Here is a 19,647-nt window from a genome sequence, read left to right on the forward strand (position 1 = left end):
GAGAGGTACAGAAGATGAGTGACAAAGATATTAAAACATTGATTACGAGTGGGACGATTATTTTAGCCGTTGTACTATATTTAATATTTAGTTAAGACTACAGTATGAATTGAACCGCCGTAGTTTATTTTATAGCAGGTTAAGAAAGCAGGATAGAGATTTGAAAAAGATAATTATGGCTTTGTTTTTTTCTGCACTACTAGTAAGTGGATGTACAGAGGAAACGAATACAGCTACTACTAGTGAAACCAATACAATTCAAGGAATTGCAGCTTCTTCGAAAGAGACTGCAACAAAATATGATATAAGCGATTTCGAAGAGTACGAACTGCAGGACATCATTGACGGTGATACAATACGGATTAAATATAACGGCAGTTCAGAAAAAGTACGTCTGCTTCTTATAGACGCCCCGGAAACAAATCATGAAACATTAGGTGAACAACCGTTTGGACCTGAAGCAAAAGAGTTTCTAAAGCAGTTATTAGCTGGACAAGATTCTGTTTATGTCGAATTTGATGTAACGTACCGGGATAAATACAAACGTTTGCTAGCCTATATTTATACGAAAGATGGCATTAGCGTTCAAGAACAATTATTAGAAAACGGACTTGTAAGGGTAGCTTATATTTATGATCCAAATACGAAACATGTCGACTGGTTTAAATCCATTCAAAAAACAGCCCAACATAATGCAATCGGCATTTGGTCTGTTGAGGATTATGTAACGAATCGAGGCTACGATAAAGAGGTATATTATGCTGCGGTAAACGATGAAAAAAAATCTACTGTAGATGAAGATAGATTGAACATGCCAGAAAATGACACAAGTTGTGAAATTAAAGGAAATATAAATTCCAAAGGTAATAAGATTTACCATATGCCAGGACAGCGTGATTTTGAGAATACTGTAGCAGAGGAAATGTTCTGTACAGAAGAAGATGCCAAGGATGCAGGGTTTGTACCGGCAAAGCAGTAAAATGCTGCAAAGTTAAGGTTAAATTAAATAGTCGCAGAATATGTGAAAAGCGCTTCCCTGAAAAGGGGGGGCGCTTTTCGTGTTTGAGCATGAAGTTTATAAAGTGGAACATATACACGCCCCATCAATTACTACTACTAGATTTACATTAATATTCGGGACTTTTTTATATTATAAAGGGCAGTATAGATAGGAAAAAAACAGAATTATCTTATTTTGTATACAAAATTGACAAAAATGTATACAAAGTGATAATATGAAGTTGTTCCAGAGGAAGCTGGTTGGTAATAGCTATTCGAATCAAAAGTATAAAATCTATAAGAAATAAAATAATAAAGAGAAGCCGATTAGTAAGATTAACTTTTCATATTCAGGTAAATACTGGGGATGATTTCAATCACTCTATTAGCAGCGACTTTTTAATAAATATCCTGAAAATATGTAAGAGAGGTAAAAGATGAAAAATCCATATTTAAAAATGGGTACAGGCATTTACATGAGCTATTTATTACTTGGAATGGTGAATATTATTCTAGCATCTAATATGGGCTTTCTAACTGAACAAATGCATGTTGACCGGACAGATATTAGTTTACTAATTTCCGTAATTGGTATTGGACATCTATTAACTGTCAATATTTCAGGGAAACTTTCTGATCGCTACGGGAGAAAACCATTAATACTGGTTGCAGCGGTTCTTTACGTTGTTTTTTTAGTTGGAATGCCCCTTACAAATTCATTTTCTATTGCAATAGGGCTTGCATTTATCGCAGGGACATGTAACTCATTATTAGACTCGGGATCATATCCGGCATTAAATGAGGCTTTTCCTAAGCGGGCAGGTAGCGCTACTGTATTAATCAAAGCCTTTGTATCAATAGGCGCAATACTTCTCCCTATGATGATTGCCTTATTTATTGCAAAGGATTTATTTTTTGGATACGCATTCTTTGTACCAGCAGCATTATTTTTAGGTGTGGCATTTATTGTTCTTAAATCTGCATTTCCAAAAAATAAAGAAGATGAATACGATCATTATTTGGTCGATTATTCTGCAGTGAAAGTACAATTTTCTATTAAGCCGAAATTCATGAAAGAAGGAGCAGCCTTGATTTTATTTGGCTTTACCTCTATATCTCTTTCAATGATTGTACAAACTTGGATGCCAACTTATGCCATAGAAGTCCTAGGTTATGGAGAGATTGAAGCAGTGAGTCTGATAAGTTTTTTTAGTGCTGGCGGCTTACTATCCGTAATCCTATTAACTGTTTTTCTTAACCGTTGGATTAAACCGGTTACAGCGATGATCATATATCCGTTTATGGCAGCAGTTTTTCTAGTTCTCTTTTTAACAAATTCGACTCAAGGTTTAACCGCTTTTCTAATCTTCTTCTTAGGTTTATTTATGTCTGGAATATTCCAACTAGCAATGACTGTTATGGTTGAGCTATTCCCTGAAAACAAAGGAACAAGTGTGGCGTACGTCAGTGCAGCAGCAAGTGTAGCTTTTATGGTGATTCCCTACGGAACAGGATTATTAAGAGAGTACGTTAATATTACATCTGTATTTGTATTTGATTTCGCTCTCGCTCTAGTGAGTATTTTGCTTGCTACCTACATTTTTATAAAATACAAAAAAATTAAAGTTGTGCATTAGATTCTTCTTGAAATACGAGGAGAACACTCTAAAATCTCTCGTATTCGAGATATATGAATTAGGAATATATTAGATCCAGCACAAATATTGAGGAGTGAAAACATGAAAAACCCGTTTCTTAAAACATCTCTTGGGATGTATCTTAACTATTTCATGCTTGGGATGATTAATATTATTATCGCTTCAAACATGGACAACTTATCTGATCGATATGGCGTAACGATTGCACAAATCAGTTTACTTGTATCAGCTATTGGTATCGGTAAATTAGGGGCATTATTCTTCGTAGGACGTCTTTCGGATGGCTTAGGTCGTAAGCCAGTTATTATCACGGCTTGTTTCCTATATTTAGTATTCTTAATTGGTATTCCAACAACGACAAGTTATGTAATCGCATTCATTTTTGCAATTTCTGCAGGTATTGCGAACTCACTACTTGATTCAGGGACATATCCTGCGTTGACAGAATCCTTCCCGAAAAAAGCAAGTTCAGCTAACGTTTTAGTAAAAGCATCTGTTTCAATCGGTGCTACATTATTACCATTTATTTTAGCTGTATTAATTGCTAATGATATTTTCTGGGGCTGGGCATTCTTTGGCCTAGGTGCTCTATATTTAGTTAGCGGTATTTACTTAATGTTCATGCCATTCCCTGATCATAAAGCTGCACCAGCTAAAGATGAAAAAGGTGAAGAAACAGTTGAAACAAACTTTAAACAAGAGCCAAAAATCTTTGGTGAAGGTTTAGCCATTATTTTAATTGGTTTCACTTCAACGGCGTTATTCGTTGTTTGGCAAACATGGTTACCTAAACTGGGTACAGATTTCATTGGTTTAGAGTCCAGCCAGGCAGTTCAATTACTGTCTTACTTCAGTATCGGCGCACTTGTATCGGTATTATTGCTTGCAGTTGTGTTAGATAAATATATTTCACCAATTATGGTCGCGATTATTTATCCAATTGGCGCTATCGTAGCGATGCTTTCACTATTTGTTGTGGAATCATACGGTCTTGTATTAGTAAGTACATTCCTACTTGGTCTATTCACATCGGGTATTTTCCAATTAGCGTTAAGTGTTATGATGAAGCTTTTCCCCAAAAATAAAGCAACGTTCTCAGCGTACGTTAATATCGCTGCAAGTTCAGCATTCATTTTAGTACCAATTATTACTAGTGCACTTGTAGACTCAGTTGGTATTTCGATGACACTTGTCTTTGATATTGTGATTGCTGTAATTAGTGTTATTTTAGCGGTTTATGTACTAAGTCGTTTAAATAAAGTCTTTGGTAAACAGACAAAGCAACAGTGAAATAAAGCATCTGAATTTATACAATAAAAGGAGCGTTTCGAATGACAAATGTAAATGAGAAAAAAATCGACGGTAAAACAAAATTAGTAGGATTACTTGCAACACCGATTGGCCATAGCCTATCACCACGTATGCATAACTTAGGTTATTCATTAAAAGGTTTAAACTATGCTTACCTTGCATTTGAAGTAGGGAACGAAGAATTAGAAGAAACAGTTAAAGGTTTCAAAGCGGCAGGTGTAGCAGGCTTCAACGTATCGATGCCTAACAAAATGAAAGTTCTTGATTATCTAGATGAATTAGATGATTCAGCTAAATATTCTCGTGCATCTAACACTGTAGTTAACCGCGATGGTAAATTAATCGGTTACAACACGGACGGTCTTGGTTATATCCGCAACTTAATCGAGCATGGTGTAGAGCTTAAAGGTCAAAAAGTTACCCTTGTGGGTTCTGGTGGCGCTGCAACTCCTATCGCTATTCAATTTGCTCAATCAGGTATCCGTGAAATTTCAATTTTCGCACGTAACGACCAATTCTTCGGACAAGCAGAAGAAAATGTGAACTACATTAACAATGAAATGAAAGAGTTTGGCGTAAAAGCGAACATTTTCCCATTGGAAGATAAAGAAGCATTCCGTCGTGAAGTTGCTGAATCTGCTATTTTAGCGAACGGTACAAGCCTTGGTATGAAACCGCTTGATCATTTATCGATTGTGGATGAAACGTTAGATGTGTTACGTAAAGATTTAGTTGTGACTGACGTAGTTTATAACCCGCAAAAATCAAAATTATTAACTCAAGCTGAAGAGGCAGGTTGTACAGTAATCAACGGTCTTGGTATGATGTTATGGCAAGGTGCTTTAGGCTTTAAATTATTCACTGGCGAAGATATGCCAATTGAGGAAATTAAAGAAATTATGTTTGGTGAACATAAATAATTTCAATATTATTATATATTCATATCACACGCTCCTTTATATACGGTATGGATAATGAAATGTTTACAAATACTAAAACACTATATTCTATATAACAATTTATTTTAAGGAGTATGGATGATGACAAAAATATTAATGTTACATGGTGTTAACCACAACATGTTCGGTAAACGTGATCCTGAACATTATGGCACAATTACTTTAGATCAAATTAACAACAACATTCAAGAACTGGCAAAAGAATTAAATGTAGAAGTAGAAACTTTTCAAACGAATCATGAAGGTGAATTCGTAGAAAAAATTCACGAAGCGTTCCTGGCAGGTGTTGACGGCATTGTTCTGAATGCAGGTGCATGGACTCACTATAGCTATGCAATTCGAGATGCTTTAGCTATTTTTACAGGCCCAATCGTTGAAATGCACATGTCAAATATTCATGCACGTGAGAGCTTCCGTGAAAAATCAGTATTCGCTGATATTGTGACAGGTCAAATTTCCGGTTTTGGTGAAGAGAGCTACTTATTAGGAATTCGGGCGGCAGTACAAGCAATAAGAAAATAATTATTTATATATTTTAATTCATAATGTTGGTTGTACTTAACTAAATAGGGTAGATTAATAAGCGATTTCTTTGATTAGAAGTCGCTTATTGTTGGATTGGAGGGAAGTAATATATGTTTTTTAAAGGAAAAGTAAAGGAAGAAAATCCAGTGAAACTTGCTATTATTTATTACAGTTCAACAGGGACTAATTATCAAATGGCGAAGTGGGCCGAAGCTGCTGCAATTGAAGCCGGTGCAGATGTGAAATTATTAAGAATTCAGGAAACAGCTCCACAAGAAGCAATTAATTCAAATCCGGCATGGAAAGCGTTTATGGAAAAATCGAAAGATGTGCCAGAAGTACAATTAAGCGACTTAGTATGGGCAGATGCATTTATATTTAGCATCCCTACACGTTTTGGAAATGTGCCGGGTCAAGTTAAACAATTTATCGATACAGCAGGCGGGCTTTGGTACAATGGGAAATTGGCTAACAAAGTAGCAAGTGCAATGACTTCTGCACAAAATGTGCATGGTGGTCAGGAACAAACATTATTGCAAATTTACACAACAATGTATCACTGGGGTGTAATTGTAGCAACTCCAGGTTATACGGATCCAAGTGTTTTTACGGCAGGTGGTAATCCGTTCGGTACAAGTGTAACGGTAGGAAAAGATGGCCAGATCATTGAGGATGCAAAAGCAGCAGTTGAATATCAAGCACGGAGAACGATTCAAGTAGGCAGTTGGATTAAAGCAGGAATACAAGATTAAGATTTCCTACTTAAAAGGAGAAACTAGATAATATGATAAAAGCAATTTTATTTGACTTCGATCGAACAATAATGGATCGGGATACAGCGTTAAATAACTATATTCATGAGCAGTATGAGCGTTTGTTTCAATTAGAAAATATTCAGAAGCAGCCCTTCATTGATCGATTCATTGAACTCGATGCACAGGGATATGTTTGGAAAGATGTTGTCTATTCAACATTAATAAAAGAATGGAACTTACCCTATTCAATGGAAGAGCTCGTAAAAGAGTATGAAGATAACTTCCAAAAATTCGCAGTTGGTTTTCCGGATATCGAGATGGTTTTAAAAAAACTAAAGGAACAAGGATACCTCTTAGGTCTAGTAACTAACGGCCGTGTTGGTTATCAGCGTAATAATGTTATTAAGCTTGGTATTGATTCGCTATTTGACTGCATCGTTGTATCGGATGAAGTAGGGATGAGAAAACCCGATGCAAATATATTCAATTATGCATTGGATATACTGAATGTACTTCCAAATGAAGCAATTTACGTTGGTGATCATTTAATAAATGATGTTCAAGCTTCAAATGACGTTGGGATGATTAGCGTATGGATAAAAGATCCGTCTTACAAAGAAGATTCAAAAGCTGATTATGTAATTAATCAGTTCGATGAAGTATTAGATGTAGTAAGAACGATTGAAAACAATTGAATCCCATAACATTTTAGCACTAATTCCCGGTTGGAAGAATTAGTGCCTTTTTATATGTTATGGAATAGACGATTCCAAAAGTTTATGTTCGGACATCAATTATATAATTGAACTTAATATTGACCTCGTCTACCGATATATTCCAGTGTAAAATTCATATCTTTTTGTAAATGGTTGGCCATCAGTTCGCCGGCAAGTTCTTCATTTTTGTCTTTAATTGCATTGTAAATTTCTTCATGCTCTTCAATAATATTCGGTCGACTATATAGATCGAACCTTAAACTAAACAAGTGAAAAATCGTACGAGCTTCTTCTAATTTTTCAATAATCAGCGGGTTTTGGCATTCATTAATAATTAATTCGTGAAAATGCTGGTTAGAATTGTACATTTCTTTTGACTGCCCTTCGAGAAATGAACTGCGGGATTTCGTGATAGTACTTTCAAGCTCTTTAATCTTATCTGGAGTCATATACTTTGCTGCTCTTTTTGCGGAAAAACCTTCAAGTAATATACGTATGTCATATAGGTATATTAAATCTTGAACAGTCGGATTAACAACTTGCTTTTTTTTAATCAAACCTTCCTGTTCAAGTGTTTTAATTGCTTCCCGAATCGGTGTTCGACTAACGCCAATTTCATCTGCCAGGCGTTCTTCCACAAGTTTCATGCCACCACTATAGGTCCCGTTTAAAATTCGTTCTCGTATATATTCATAAGCAAATTTTTGTGCATTCTTTTTATCTAAAATCATAACGTAACCCCTAGAAATTATTTTAATTATACTCCCTATTATACTTTATTTAACTAATTTTTTGAAGAAGACTCCAACCTTCCTAGTATTCCTCATAAACAACTTTTTAGTATAAAAATAAGTAATCGATAGGTCGGAAAATACGAGTACTTGTAGATTATTCCCCTTTTCTGTAAATAACTGAACTTCTATGAAAAAGAGTCAAGCTGTAATTGCGACAAATTCATGAATTTTTAAAGGATTGGCCGAAATTTAATGGAAAAGGGGAATGTTGCCATTTGAGAATCAACCATTTTTATGGCATGCTATATAGTGGAATTGAGAAATATTCTCTATTAGAAACTTTGATATTATATAGAAAAGGAGGAGAAATAGTGTGAGAAAAGGTTTCTTCATATTTTTTGCTGCTCTTTTTTTGGTAGCGTTTACTTTACCGAATAATTCATCTGCAGCAATTGCTGATGGTACATATGATGTTAGTTATCAAGTAAATAAACCCGGGAGCAATTCGGCTTCAATGGCAAATGACTATTTTTTAAAGCCAGCCAAGTTAATCGTAAACAACGGAAAAATGACAATGCAGATTACGATTAAAAACAGCAGTTGGGTGACACAGTTTAATCCTCCAGGCGGAGCGAAAGTAATCAGCTCAAATGAATCCTCAGACCACCGTACAGTGCAATTTTCTGTTTCCAATGCAAATTTAGTGACAGTAGCGATGAAAATCGACATTGATGATATCGATTACCATCATAGCTATAGCGTAGATTTTGTATTTAATAGCGGGGGGTTACCTGAAGCAAAAATCGAGGAACCTAAAGAAACGGTAAAGCAGGAACCTGCAAAAACAACTCCAGCACCTAAGGAAACACCGACAAAGTCGTCAGGAAGTAATACTTCTTCAAATACACCAGCACCATCAACTGAAAAGCAGAATACAGATTCATCCGAACAGCAAGCGACAACAGAAACTACAGAGACAGATGATTCTACAAAATCAGATGAAGAAATTGCATCTGAAACGAAGCAAGCTGAAGATTCTGAGGTAGTAGAAAATCCAGAGACGAGCGATGAATTACCGTTAATGGCAGTTATTTTATTTATCATAGCAGCCGTTGTATTCATTCGCACAAAGAAAACAAAAACTATATAAACAGACAGGGGAAATAAAGAATGGCTAACAAATCAAAAGCAACTAAAGCAGTATTAGCATCATTGCTTGCTACATCAGCAATCGTACCAGCAATGGCAGTATCTGCTGACACGACTACAGAAACAAAGGCAACGGATGCAGCAACATCGACAGCATCAAAAACAATTGACTTTAAAGTTGACGCGGATGAAGCACTAAAAGGTTTTATTCCAACTACAGGCAAGTTAGTTGAACGTAATGGTCAGCAATTTATCAATATTGAATTATCAGATGCGGTATTAGCAATGGTAAATAGCGTAACAGTAGCAGGACAACCTGCAATGGCTGAATATAACGGGAAAAAGCACATCAATATTCCAGTAACTGCAGATTATGCTCCTGTAGAAGCTACTCTTAATATGACAATTCCTTTCGTTGGCAAAGATCCAGTTGATTATAAAGTTACATTAACACCTGATGCAAAATCAATTAAAGAAGTAACGGAAACAACAAAGCCGGTTGAAGAAGTGAAAGAAGAGAAAGTTTATACACCAGGCAAAACTTTCGATTCAGTAGCGGATGGTACTTACGATATTGTTTGGGATGCATATAATTCAGAAAAAGTAGGTAACTACAAAGCAATTACAAACCACTTCACACCTAAAGCGAAATTAATCGTAAAAGACGGTAAATATTCTGTAGAAGTATCTGTAGCGGCAACTTCAAAAGAAATGGTAGCTGGATTTAAAATTGCGGGTAAAGAAGCAACTGAAAAAGATGGCGTTTATACAGTAGAAATTCCTTCAATTAGTGAATTACATGAAGCAGGTGTACATGTTGTTGTTCCTGCAGCGAAGATGGATAAATGGTATGACTTTGGTTTCGCTATCGAAACAGCTGACCTGGAGTTACCAAAAGCTGAAGTAAAACCTGCGCCTGTTGAATCTGTAAAAATGGATGTTACAGCATTAAAGAACGGATCTCAGGAATTGTCTATTATGCACAATAAATATTTAGACGATGAGGTAACAGTGACAACAACTGAAGGTGGCTATGATGTAGAATTAACATTCCCTGAAGGTCAACACTTATTAGGCTTCGATGTTGAGGGCGCAACAGTTGCATTAAAGTCAGAAGAAAAAGTTGGCAATAATACAGTAAAAATCTACACGTTATCAGTTAAAGATTTAGAAAAAATCTATACAGCAACAGCAGATTTAAAAGTAGTTCTTAATGGGAATGTATTATATGAAACTGCACATGACTTCCAAATGAAGTTTAGCGATAAGATCTCAACAACTGTTCCATTTAAAGATATCGCAAACAACGGTAACAAAGATGCAATCATTAACCTTTATAACAAAGGGATTTTCAAAGCTGCAGACAAGTTCAACCCTGGAAACAACTTGAAACGCTCTCAATTCGCATTAATGCTAAACCGTGCATTAAAATTGGATGTACCAGCAAAAGCGAATTTCTCTGATATCGCAAAATATGATGCTGAAACAAAAACAGCAATCAATGCATTAAACGGTTACGGTATTATTAACGGTAAAACAGCTACTACATTTGCACCTGGACAAGATATAACTCGTAAACAAGCGGCGTTAATGATTTACCGTCTATTAGAGAAAAACGGCTATAAAGCATCTGGAGAAGCAGCAAAATTCTCTGATATGCCAAAAGAAGTTGAAGCATCAAAAGCAATTTCTGAATTAAATAAATTAGGTATTATCTCTGGTTTTGAAGGGAAATTCAATCCGGAAAACAAATTAACACGCTCTCAAATGGCAAAAATCTTAAACAATACGTTAACAGTTGTTGATGGTCTAAAGAAATAATTCAATGAAACGTAAATGGCTTATTACAAATAGCCGTTAGCTAATATGAGTTTAGGTAGGGTTGTGTTGAAAGCTGCGGCTTTTAATACAGCCCCAATCTTATTTTTAAGTAAGGAAAGTGGAGATGCTACGCTTAAATTGAACTAAACTTCCATCCTGGATGTGATGAAATTTTACTTCAGTTTAAACAGCTAGGAGGAAAAGGAAATGAAGAAGTGGTTAATCGGTCTCACGCTGAGTATCGCGGTACTTGCGGGATGCGGAAATAGTGAACAGAAAGCAGAGTCATCCAATACCGGCGATGACAATACTTCATCAGAACAGGCTTCGGCAGTTGAAGAGGAGCATCGCATTATTGCGGGAACGGTTGTTATTGCACAAATATTAGATAGACTTAATCTTGATGCTGTCGCAATTCCGGATACGGTAAAGGATTTGCCTGCTCGTTTTGATGATCTGCCGAATATCGGGAATGCAATGGATCCGGATGCGGAAATAATCAAATCGCTCAATCCAACTGAAGTATTGTCTGTTTCAACATTGGAATACGATTTAAAGGATAAATTTGAACAATTGAAAATTCCGGTCGATTTTGTTGATTTAACAAGTATTGAATCAATGATGGGTGAAATTACAGCACTTGGCGAACGTTACAGCCGTGTGGACGAGGCAAAGGCTTTAAATGATGAGCTACAGGCTGAAATTGATGCGGTAGAGGTTGCAGCAAATAATGAAGAGAAGCCGAGGGTACTCATTTTACTAGGTGTACCAGGCAGTTATTTAGTGGCGACCGAAAATTCCTATGCGGGAGATTTAGTACGTCTTGCAGGCGGGGAGAATGTCATGGCTGGACAGGATGCTGAATATTTGCCATCCAATACAGAGCATTTATATTCATCGAACCCTGATATCATTTTACGTTTATCGCACGGTATGCCGGATGAGGTAATTAAAATGTTTGACGAGGAATTTGCAAAAAATGATGTTTGGAAACATTTTAATGCCGTGAAAAATGGACAAGTATATGATTTAGAGGAAGAACTATTTGGTACGACAGCAGCATTGAATGTACCGGAAGCACTCAATCAGTTAGTAGAAATATTTTATCCCTAATTAACGGGTAGTAAATTATTTGCTCCACTGATTGAAGTTTCACTATCTCAATAATAATGTTGGAAAAGCAAAGTCTTGAGGGAGGTTTTGCTTTTCATCATATAAAGGATGTTTTCTGTGACAAAAAAAATTATAAGCTTTATCGCTGTCACTGTATTGCTTGTTATGACAATTATTTATGCAGCGACAACAGGCAGTATACAGATGTCATTTATCGACTTTATAACGAATTTCTTCAATGCCGATAATGCGGATATGGCTGCGATTAAGGATTTGCGTTTTCCAAGAATCATTGTTGCGATCTTTGCCGGAGCTGCTTTATCGGTTGCCGGTGTACTATTGCAGGCAATTATGCGAAATCCATTGGCAGATGCCGGATTTATCGGAATATCCGCGGGAGCTGCATTTACAAAATTATTTATCGTAAGCTTTGTACCGACATTATTCTTCTTCACCCCGATTGCAGCATTTATCGGGGGTGCACTTGCATGTTTCTTCGTTTTCCTGCTTTCCTGGAAGTCAGGGCTGAATCCATTAAAGTTAATTTTAGTCGGGATTGCAATCAATGCGATGTTCTCGGGACTAACGGAAGCGATGATCAGTTTTGGCGCATCGGCAACAGGCGCAATTACATCGAACCTGTCCTTAAAAACATGGGATGATGTATCGTTAATTGTTACATATGGCTCAATCGGTTTACTTCTTGCTTTTATTTTATACGCTTCCTGCAATGTGCTCGTGTTATCCGATAAAACTGCCAAAAGTGTCGGTTTTAATGTTACAGGTGCACGCATCCTTATTGCAGCGGTAGCCGTGCTGCTAGCTGCAGCATCCGTCGTGGTGGCAGGAGTCATTTCATTTGTTGGAATTTTAGTGCCGCATATTGCGCGTCGACTTGTTGGTTATGATCATAAAGTGTTGATTCCATTTACGGCACTGCTCGGTGCATTTATTATTTTGTTGGCAGATACCCTTGGTCGTACAATGTTCAGCCCGATGGAAGTACCGGCATCAACGATTATGGCCATTATCGGAGGACCTTTCCTCATATTCCTACTTAGAAAAGAGTGACAACCAATATGGAAATTAAACAAGTAGTCGTTTCCCATGATGGGGCGACCCGCCATTTAAATGCAGTATCGACCGCCATTCCAAAAGGGAAAGTGACGACAATCATAGGGCCGAATGGGTGCGGGAAATCCACATTGCTAAGTGTTATGTCACGGAACAAAAAACCGCTTGAAGGTCAGGCAACGCTCGAAAATCGGGATTTAGTGGAATATAAGTCGAAAGAGTTTGCAAAGAAATTGGCGATTGTCTATCAGCAAAACGATATTCCTTCAGATTTGACGGTGGAGAAGCTTGTTATGTACGGTCGGATGCCGCATACTTCATTATTCAAGAAGCGAGCTGAAGAAGATGAGGAGGCCGTTACATGGGCGCTTACATGTACGAATCTGCTTGAAAAACGGCAAAATGATTTGTCCGCACTTTCCGGCGGAGAACGGCAGCGTGTATGGATTGCAATGGCACTTGCACAAAAATCGGAAATATTGTGCCTGGACGAGCCGACAACGTATTTGGATATATACTATCAGCTGGAACTGCTGGAGCTCGTTAAGCAACTGAATGAACAGTATGGCTTGACGATAGTCATGGTACTCCACGACATTAATCAGGCAATCCGCTATAGTGACCACATTATTTTGATGAAAGCCGGTAAAATCATTGCTGAAGGTGCACCGCGCGATGTTATTACAAAAGAAGTAATTAAGGAAGTATACGGGGTCAATTCCGTGTTTCATGAAGATGAGCAGCTCGGGTTATATATGATGCCGTTAAGTATTTAAAATGCGTAAAATTATTCAAATTGTAAGCGGCATTGTTATGATTATTTGCGCGGCGATTATTATCCGGTATTTTTTCAGCTATCAGGAAGTGGAAAACAAGCTGGAAGATGCGCGGCAAATTGTCGAACAAAGTGAGCTTGCCGCAATTCAACAGCAAAACGATCATATCATCGGCTGGCTCACATTGGAAAATACCCGTCTTAATAACCCTGTTATGCAAAGGGATAATAATGAATTTTACTTAAAACATAATTATTTAGACGAGAAAAGTCGTGGCGGAAGCATATTTGCCGATTTTCGCAATGAGGTAATGGAAGATCGTCATACGATTTTTTACGGGCATGTTTTACGCAATGGTACGATGTTCGGAGATTTGCCTAAGTTTAGCGAGCAGGTATATGCAGAAGCCCATCCTGTATTTTATTATGAAACGAATGACAAGCGCTTTGCATTGCAAGTGTTTGCTGCATATGAAACGACAACCGACTTTTATTATATTGAAACACAATTTACAGACAACACGTATACGCAGTTTTTAGAGAAAATACAGCAACGTTCCAATATAAAATTGCCGGTTCATATAACGGCTGCTGATAAAATAGTTACATTGTCAACATGCACGACATCACAAAACGATAAGGAACGTTTCGTCGTTCATGCAAAAGTAGTCGAACTAGAAAAATAAGAGGTGAAGTAAGATGAAAAACAGTAAAAAAATAATGACGGCATTACTTGCTGTTTCCGTATTGGCAGCATGTGGGCAAAAAGAAGAAGAACAGAAAGCAGAGCCTGTGGAACAGCAGGAAGCAGTAATCGATGTGAGTGCAGAAGCAGAGCAGTTCAAATCACTTTTAGCAGGGGAAATGGACAGCTTTGTAACAGATACCGAACTTTTAGCGACTGCTATTAACGAAGGAAAGCTGGAAGACGCACAGAAACTGTATCCGCTAGTAACGATGTATTATGAACGATTACAGCCGCTTGCCCCGAGTTTCCAGGAGCTTGACGAAAAAATAAACGGTGATATTGTTGAAGGTAAAGAAACGGACACGACAGGTTTTCAGCGTATAGCATATGGATTATTTGGTGAGAAGAAGACAGCAGGTTACGAAGGAATTGCTGAGGAACTTGTTGCTGATGTGAAGTCACTTCAAGCCGATTTTGCGACAATTGACGTTTCTGAAACTAATGTACTTGCTTCAGCAGTAACAATGTTTCAGGATATGGAAAATACCCGATTAACTTCGCCGAGCATTGCTGGAAATGAAGTATATGCAGTGAAAGCACAAACGGATGCAGCAGAAGATTTAATGGAAGTGTTTGTTCCACGTGTTTCTACTGAAAGCGCCGAAGCTGCATCAAATGCTATTACAAAACTAAACGAAATTGTGGCGTACTACGAAGTGGGAAAAGAAGATTACGTAAACTATAATCTCTTCACGACAAAACAAGAACAAGAGCTAATTACAGCGGTAACAAATGTGGAAGCGGCATTACAGCAAATGAATGAATCAATAAAATAGCTGATGCTGATGAATAAACGAAAAAATTTTATTTGCATAAGCAAGTTACAGATAAATCTTGAGACATAAATTAAAGCGGTTCAAATTCTACGACACGTAAAGTTTGAACCGCTTTTTATTTAGTAAATGGACTTTAATCTAAATGTTCATGCTTTATATATTGAGTGGCTGCTTGAGGAATGTCTTTATACGAAATTTCGTTGATAGCAGCCAACGCCTCGTCATCAAAAGTGACAGTGAGAATTTCAGTATTATTGTTCTTTACAGGCATAAACCACTTTAATGTAATATCATTTATTTCTTCCACATGCTGAATTTCTTTTAATAAGTTGTAGCTATCTTTCAAGAGTGTACTTTCTTTAAGAAATTCTGATGCCCGCAATGAGACGATGACATTTTGCTTGTCGTCAACCGGTACGATTTCGATATTCAGCATTATATTTTCGACAAACTGCTTCAGCACAATTTCTGTCATCATAAGCATAGTGTGAGTTTTCAATTGCTCCTGGGTCATTGATGCCTTAGCTTCAATGATTGTTTCCTCCTCTTCGGAATTCTGCATTTTTATAATATATTGTACTGAAACGACGCAAACAAAAATAAGTAAGGCGATTAACATAAATTTCAGTAATTTATTTAAAATAAGGATAACCTCCTATGAACCTAGCGTAATAATCACTATTATATAGTCATTATGCCACAAAAAAATACTAAAAAGGACTGCCAATTGTGACAGTCCTTTTAAAAATTAAGTATTTTGTTCTTCATTAGGAATTGTAGCAACAAATTCGTCAAAGTATAAAAATGATTCATCCTCAAGTTGTTTAACTTTCTGTTCGTTTAATCCAATAGATAATGGCCCCGAAAAAATCTCGCCCCACCAAGTTTCAGTAATAATCATTTTATATAGCCTCCTTGTACGATTGTTTTACATTACTTATTATGTTCGATTATTTATTTAATTATGAAATTCCCATATGCCTTTATTTATAAACCTTTCTTTAAAAATTAAGACAAATTTATCATCAAGCCTCCTTTTATTTGCAGGAAAATTTATTAACTTTGTAGTAGTTATTACTATAGTTAATATGTGTGAACAGCTATAATTTATGCATACATTTATCTTCATTCAGAAAAAATGGCCATTTTCTTTAGTCGTGATGAATGAAGCTGAATCTCTGTATATGTCACGGATATTAATTTTGGGAAGGATGAAAAAAATGAATTTTACTGCAAATGATGTTGAACTAATGATTGAGAATCAGCGCGCTTTTTATTTTACTGGCGCAACAAAAGATGTAGAATTTCGTAAAGAACAGCTCTTAAAATTAAAGGACACAATAAAAAAATACGAAGAACAAGTAATAGAAGCTCTAGCATTGGATTTAAGAAAAAGTGAGTTTGAAGCATTCACAACTGAAATCGGTATTGTATATGATAGTATTTCTTACTTTTTAAAAAATATAAATAGCTGGATGGAACCGCAGCCTGTCAAAACACCGCTTCATTTCCAACCTGCAAAAAGCTATGTTGTGCGTGAACCATATGGAGTGGCATTAATCATTGGGCCGTTCAATTATCCTTTCCAATTAATTATGGAGCCACTGATCGGAGCGATTATCGGAGGAAATACGGCGATCGTAAAACCATCGGAATCCGCAGAACATACAGCATTTATTGTTAAAAAAATTCTCGGAGAAGTATTCCAGCCTGAATATGTACGTGTTGTAGAGGGAGAAAAGGATGAAGTTACGGCTTTAATCCATGCATCTTTTGATTATATTTTCTTCACGGGAAGTGTCGCGGTAGGGAAGGTTGTTGCAAAAGCGGCATCAGAACGTCTTACGCCGATTGCGTTGGAATTGGGTGGAAAAAGTCCGGCGATTGTCGACCAAACAGCAGATTTGGATGTAGCAGCGAAGCGAATCGTGTGGGGGAAATTCAACAATACAGGGCAAACATGTGTGGCGCCTGATTATGTTCTTGTCCATACAAGTGTTGCGAAAAAATTTACTCGTCTCCTAAAGAAAGCAATCAAAGAATTTTATGGTCATGATCCACAGCAAAGTCAGGACTACGGGCGTATTATTAATGAACGCCAATTCGACCGTCTACAGACGATTTTAGATAAGGAACGGGATACTGTCACATTTGGCGGGCGAACTGACCGTGAGGATTTATATATGGAACCGACAGTGCTGGAAAGTATTACGTGGGATCGACCTTCGATGGAAGATGAGCTGTTTGGACCGATTTTGCCGATTATGACGTATGAAAATTTACCAAAAGCAATTCATGAAATTCGTCAATTGCCAAAACCATTAAGTGCGTATTTGTTCTCGGAAAATGAAAAAGCCATCGCGTACTTTTTAGAGGAACTTCCGTTTGGGGGGGGCTGTATAAATGACGTCATTACACATGTTGGCAATACGCATTTACCGTTTGGCGGAGTGGGGCCTTCAGGTGTGAAGGCATATCACGGGAAAGCAAGTTTCGAAAACTTCACACATCCGAAATCAATTATGCATCGTTCTAATAAACTGGCAAATAGTTTGCTATACCCACCATATAAACAAAAAGTAAAGCTTGTTCGAACAATAATGAAATAAAATAAGAAGAAGGCTTTCCCGCAAAAATCAGGAAAGCCTTCTTCTATTATTCTGTCATGATCGGGAATGTTAATAAGATTTCAGTACCGACATGCTGCTTGCTTTTAATTTGGATGGATCCTTGATGATCTTGCACAATTTTATTGATAATCATCATGCCGAGCCCGGTCCCTTTTGTTTTCGTCGTATAGAAAGGTTCAAATATCCGCTCCAGTACATGTGGCGGAATACCGCATCCCGTATCAATCATCTGGATATAGATTTCCTTCCCATCCTTACTTTTGCATACTTGCAATGTAATTGAACCGTCTTCATTAATTGCTTCAATTGCATTTTTAAATAAATTGATGAAAACTTGCTTCAGTTGATTTTTGTTACCTAAAATTGTAATGTTCAAAAATTCATTAATAATATTCAAGGAAATCGCTTTTGACTGGAACTCATATTGAAGAAACTGGACGACTTCCGATAATGCTTCCGCCAAATTAATCGGAGCATACTGATTTGCTTGAGGTTTAGATAATACAAGAAACTCCGATAAAATTAATTCGATACGCTCTGTTTCATTTTGAATAAGCTTTGTATACTCATAGTAAGGTGAGTTTGGGTCTTCGTTCATCATTTGTACATAGCCGGAAATGACCGTCATCGGATTGCGGATTTCATGGGCTACACCCGCAGCAAGCTCTCCAACAAGCTTTAGTTTTTCCGATTGCAATATTAGATTTTCATTTTCTTTAATATAGGAAATGTCCCGTGAAATTACGGACGATCCGATAATTTCGCCATGCGGGCTCAAAATAGGCGATAACGAAAGTTGTGCATCAAAAAAAGTGCCGTCTTTTCTCATATCGATCGTTTCATGAAGATGATATTTCTTTCCAAGCTTTAAATCTTCTATTCTTTTCTTTGACTCTTCCACCCTTTCCGGGGGAATGAGCGGTAAAATACGGCCTAATGCCTCCTCTTTGGACCAACCATACAATTTTTCGAATGCAGGATTGACCGCAATGACACGGTCCTCCAAATCAAATACAGCAATTGCATCATTAGCCTGCTCGAAAAACAAATGTAAATATGCATGCTTGGAATTCAAATAATACTCCCGGTCAATTGCATTTTTTTCTAACTTTAACCAAATCTGTTTTATAAAAAGACTTTGACCAATACTCATGATGATAACGGTAATTAAAAAACTGAAAAGTAAAAGGTGATCTTCTGATTTAAAGCTATGGTAGGGAATCATTGATAATTTATCTAAAATAAAAATTTCAATAAATACAAGGCAAATATTGATTAAAGTAATAATATATGAACGGTAAATGGTTAAAATCGCTATAAGCCATATAAAAGTATAAAACGAAATTATATTTACATTTTGATAATTAAAAAGGAATACGATTAAATGCCATGTACAAATCAAAATAATTTGAAGTATTTTTGGAGGCGTTTTTAAATAATACAAAGCAATGAGTATAACGAAACTTCCAATATTAATAACTAAAAATGAATAAGGATGCTTGAACAGCTGTGTAACAATGACAGTAGTAAAAATAAGCGTCGAGAAAAAAAAAGTAATAATCATAAGCAGGTTTCGCTTATTTAGAATTTCATGTTGCTGCATAAAACACCTCGGATAAGTAATATTAACTATAATGATACAGTAATTCATGATGTCGATAAATGACGAATTTTGATATGATAGATATATCGTATAAATAAAAAAAATAAGTAAACAAAGTGGAGTCTTTATCTTAATATACTTTTAGTTCTTTTCTGTATATTGATTCAATAATGAGAAAAATGAACTTATGTATTATATGTCCAAAGTCCTTATTTTGCAAACATGTTTATTTTATACGAAAACATTACAGTTAATGAAAAGCGTGGAAATTTCGATCTATGCACAGTATGATGATTAGTAC

Annotated in this window: 19 protein-coding genes; 15 read left to right on the forward strand and 4 right to left on the reverse strand. The window is 36.5% G+C overall.

Annotation, left to right across the window (positions count from 1 at the left end; all coding sequences use genetic code 11):
• Window positions 1-160: 160 nt before the first annotated feature.
• From MHH44_RS04615 to MHH44_RS04645, 7 genes are all read left to right on the forward strand, one after another.
• A complete protein-coding gene (locus MHH44_RS04615; protein WP_340797940.1) occupies window positions 161-979 on the forward strand; it encodes a thermonuclease family protein in 819 nt (272 codons plus the stop codon).
• Between the two features lie 457 nt (window positions 980-1,436).
• A complete protein-coding gene (locus tag MHH44_RS04620) occupies window positions 1,437-2,636 on the forward strand; it encodes an MFS transporter (protein WP_340797941.1) in 1,200 nt (399 codons plus the stop codon).
• A gap of 102 nt (window positions 2,637-2,738) precedes the next feature.
• The gene (locus MHH44_RS04625) at window positions 2,739-3,947 is read left to right on the forward strand and encodes an MFS transporter (RefSeq protein WP_340797942.1); all 1,209 of its coding nucleotides are present in this window, start codon (window positions 2,739-2,741) and stop codon (window positions 3,945-3,947) included.
• 41 nt (window positions 3,948-3,988) lie between these two features.
• Window positions 3,989-4,888, forward strand: a complete 900-nt coding sequence (locus MHH44_RS04630; RefSeq protein WP_087615557.1) for a quinate/shikimate dehydrogenase — start codon at window positions 3,989-3,991, stop codon at window positions 4,886-4,888.
• 120 nt (window positions 4,889-5,008) lie between these two features.
• Window positions 5,009-5,449: a type II 3-dehydroquinate dehydratase gene (aroQ, locus tag MHH44_RS04635; protein ID WP_087615556.1), complete on the forward strand. Its 441-nt coding sequence runs from the start codon at window positions 5,009-5,011 to the stop codon at window positions 5,447-5,449.
• A 113-nt stretch (window positions 5,450-5,562) separates the two neighbouring features.
• A complete protein-coding gene (gene wrbA, locus MHH44_RS04640) occupies window positions 5,563-6,204 on the forward strand; it encodes an NAD(P)H:quinone oxidoreductase type IV (RefSeq protein ID WP_008403545.1) in 642 nt (213 codons plus the stop codon).
• A 32-nt stretch (window positions 6,205-6,236) separates the two neighbouring features.
• Window positions 6,237-6,902 carry an HAD family hydrolase gene (locus MHH44_RS04645; protein ID WP_340797943.1) on the forward strand — a complete coding sequence of 222 codons (666 nt, stop codon included), beginning with the start codon at window positions 6,237-6,239 and terminating at the stop codon, window positions 6,900-6,902.
• Window positions 6,903-7,015: 113 nt separating this feature from the next.
• Here MHH44_RS04645 and MHH44_RS04650 read toward each other — a convergent pair whose 3' ends face one another.
• On the reverse strand, window positions 7,016-7,654 hold the full coding sequence (locus MHH44_RS04650) for a GntR family transcriptional regulator (protein WP_340797944.1): 639 nt from the start codon (window positions 7,652-7,654) through the stop codon (window positions 7,016-7,018).
• A 376-nt stretch (window positions 7,655-8,030) separates the two neighbouring features.
• On the opposite strand from MHH44_RS04650, the gene MHH44_RS04655 reads away from it, so the two are divergent.
• From MHH44_RS04655 to MHH44_RS04685, 7 genes are all read left to right on the forward strand, one after another.
• Window positions 8,031-8,807 carry an NEAT domain-containing protein gene (locus tag MHH44_RS04655; RefSeq protein ID WP_008403542.1) on the forward strand — a complete coding sequence of 259 codons (777 nt, stop codon included), beginning with the start codon at window positions 8,031-8,033 and terminating at the stop codon, window positions 8,805-8,807.
• Window positions 8,808-8,827: 20 nt separating this feature from the next.
• Window positions 8,828-10,627 carry an S-layer homology domain-containing protein gene (locus MHH44_RS04660; RefSeq protein WP_340797945.1) on the forward strand — a complete coding sequence of 600 codons (1,800 nt, stop codon included), beginning with the start codon at window positions 8,828-8,830 and terminating at the stop codon, window positions 10,625-10,627.
• A gap of 207 nt (window positions 10,628-10,834) precedes the next feature.
• Window positions 10,835-11,740 carry a heme ABC transporter substrate-binding protein IsdE gene (gene isdE / locus MHH44_RS04665; RefSeq protein WP_014824598.1) on the forward strand — a complete coding sequence of 302 codons (906 nt, stop codon included), beginning with the start codon at window positions 10,835-10,837 and terminating at the stop codon, window positions 11,738-11,740.
• A gap of 117 nt (window positions 11,741-11,857) precedes the next feature.
• A complete protein-coding gene (locus tag MHH44_RS04670; protein WP_008403539.1) occupies window positions 11,858-12,811 on the forward strand; it encodes a FecCD family ABC transporter permease in 954 nt (317 codons plus the stop codon).
• Between the two features lie 8 nt (window positions 12,812-12,819).
• The gene (locus MHH44_RS04675) at window positions 12,820-13,590 is read left to right on the forward strand and encodes an ABC transporter ATP-binding protein (protein WP_340797946.1); all 771 of its coding nucleotides are present in this window, start codon (window positions 12,820-12,822) and stop codon (window positions 13,588-13,590) included.
• Window position 13,591: 1 nt separating this feature from the next.
• Window positions 13,592-14,275: a class B sortase gene (gene srtB, locus MHH44_RS04680; protein WP_065216505.1), complete on the forward strand. Its 684-nt coding sequence runs from the start codon at window positions 13,592-13,594 to the stop codon at window positions 14,273-14,275.
• Between the two features lie 13 nt (window positions 14,276-14,288).
• Entirely contained in the window at window positions 14,289-15,113 is an 825-nt protein-coding gene (locus MHH44_RS04685) for an EfeM/EfeO family lipoprotein (protein ID WP_340797947.1), read from the forward strand.
• 133 nt (window positions 15,114-15,246) lie between these two features.
• Here the strand turns inward: MHH44_RS04685 and MHH44_RS04690 are convergent, their stop codons facing one another.
• Window positions 15,247-15,612 carry a hypothetical protein gene (locus MHH44_RS04690; protein ID WP_340797948.1) on the reverse strand — a complete coding sequence of 122 codons (366 nt, stop codon included), beginning with the start codon at window positions 15,610-15,612 and terminating at the stop codon, window positions 15,247-15,249.
• Window positions 15,613-15,861: 249 nt separating this feature from the next.
• The gene (locus tag MHH44_RS04695) at window positions 15,862-16,014 is read right to left on the reverse strand and encodes a hypothetical protein (protein ID WP_008403534.1); all 153 of its coding nucleotides are present in this window, start codon (window positions 16,012-16,014) and stop codon (window positions 15,862-15,864) included.
• A gap of 319 nt (window positions 16,015-16,333) precedes the next feature.
• Between MHH44_RS04695 and MHH44_RS04700 the strand changes: the two genes are divergently transcribed.
• Complete coding sequence (locus MHH44_RS04700) at window positions 16,334-17,722, forward strand: aldehyde dehydrogenase (RefSeq protein WP_340797949.1); 1,389 nt, start codon at window positions 16,334-16,336, stop codon at window positions 17,720-17,722.
• Between the two features lie 46 nt (window positions 17,723-17,768).
• Here MHH44_RS04700 and MHH44_RS04705 read toward each other — a convergent pair whose 3' ends face one another.
• The gene (locus MHH44_RS04705) at window positions 17,769-19,346 is read right to left on the reverse strand and encodes a two-component system sensor histidine kinase NtrB (protein ID WP_340797950.1); all 1,578 of its coding nucleotides are present in this window, start codon (window positions 19,344-19,346) and stop codon (window positions 17,769-17,771) included.
• Window positions 19,347-19,647 lie beyond the last annotated feature (301 nt).

This window comes from Solibacillus sp. FSL K6-1126 (genome assembly GCF_038003445.1).
GTDB lineage: Bacteria > Bacillota > Bacilli > Bacillales_A > Planococcaceae > Solibacillus > Solibacillus silvestris.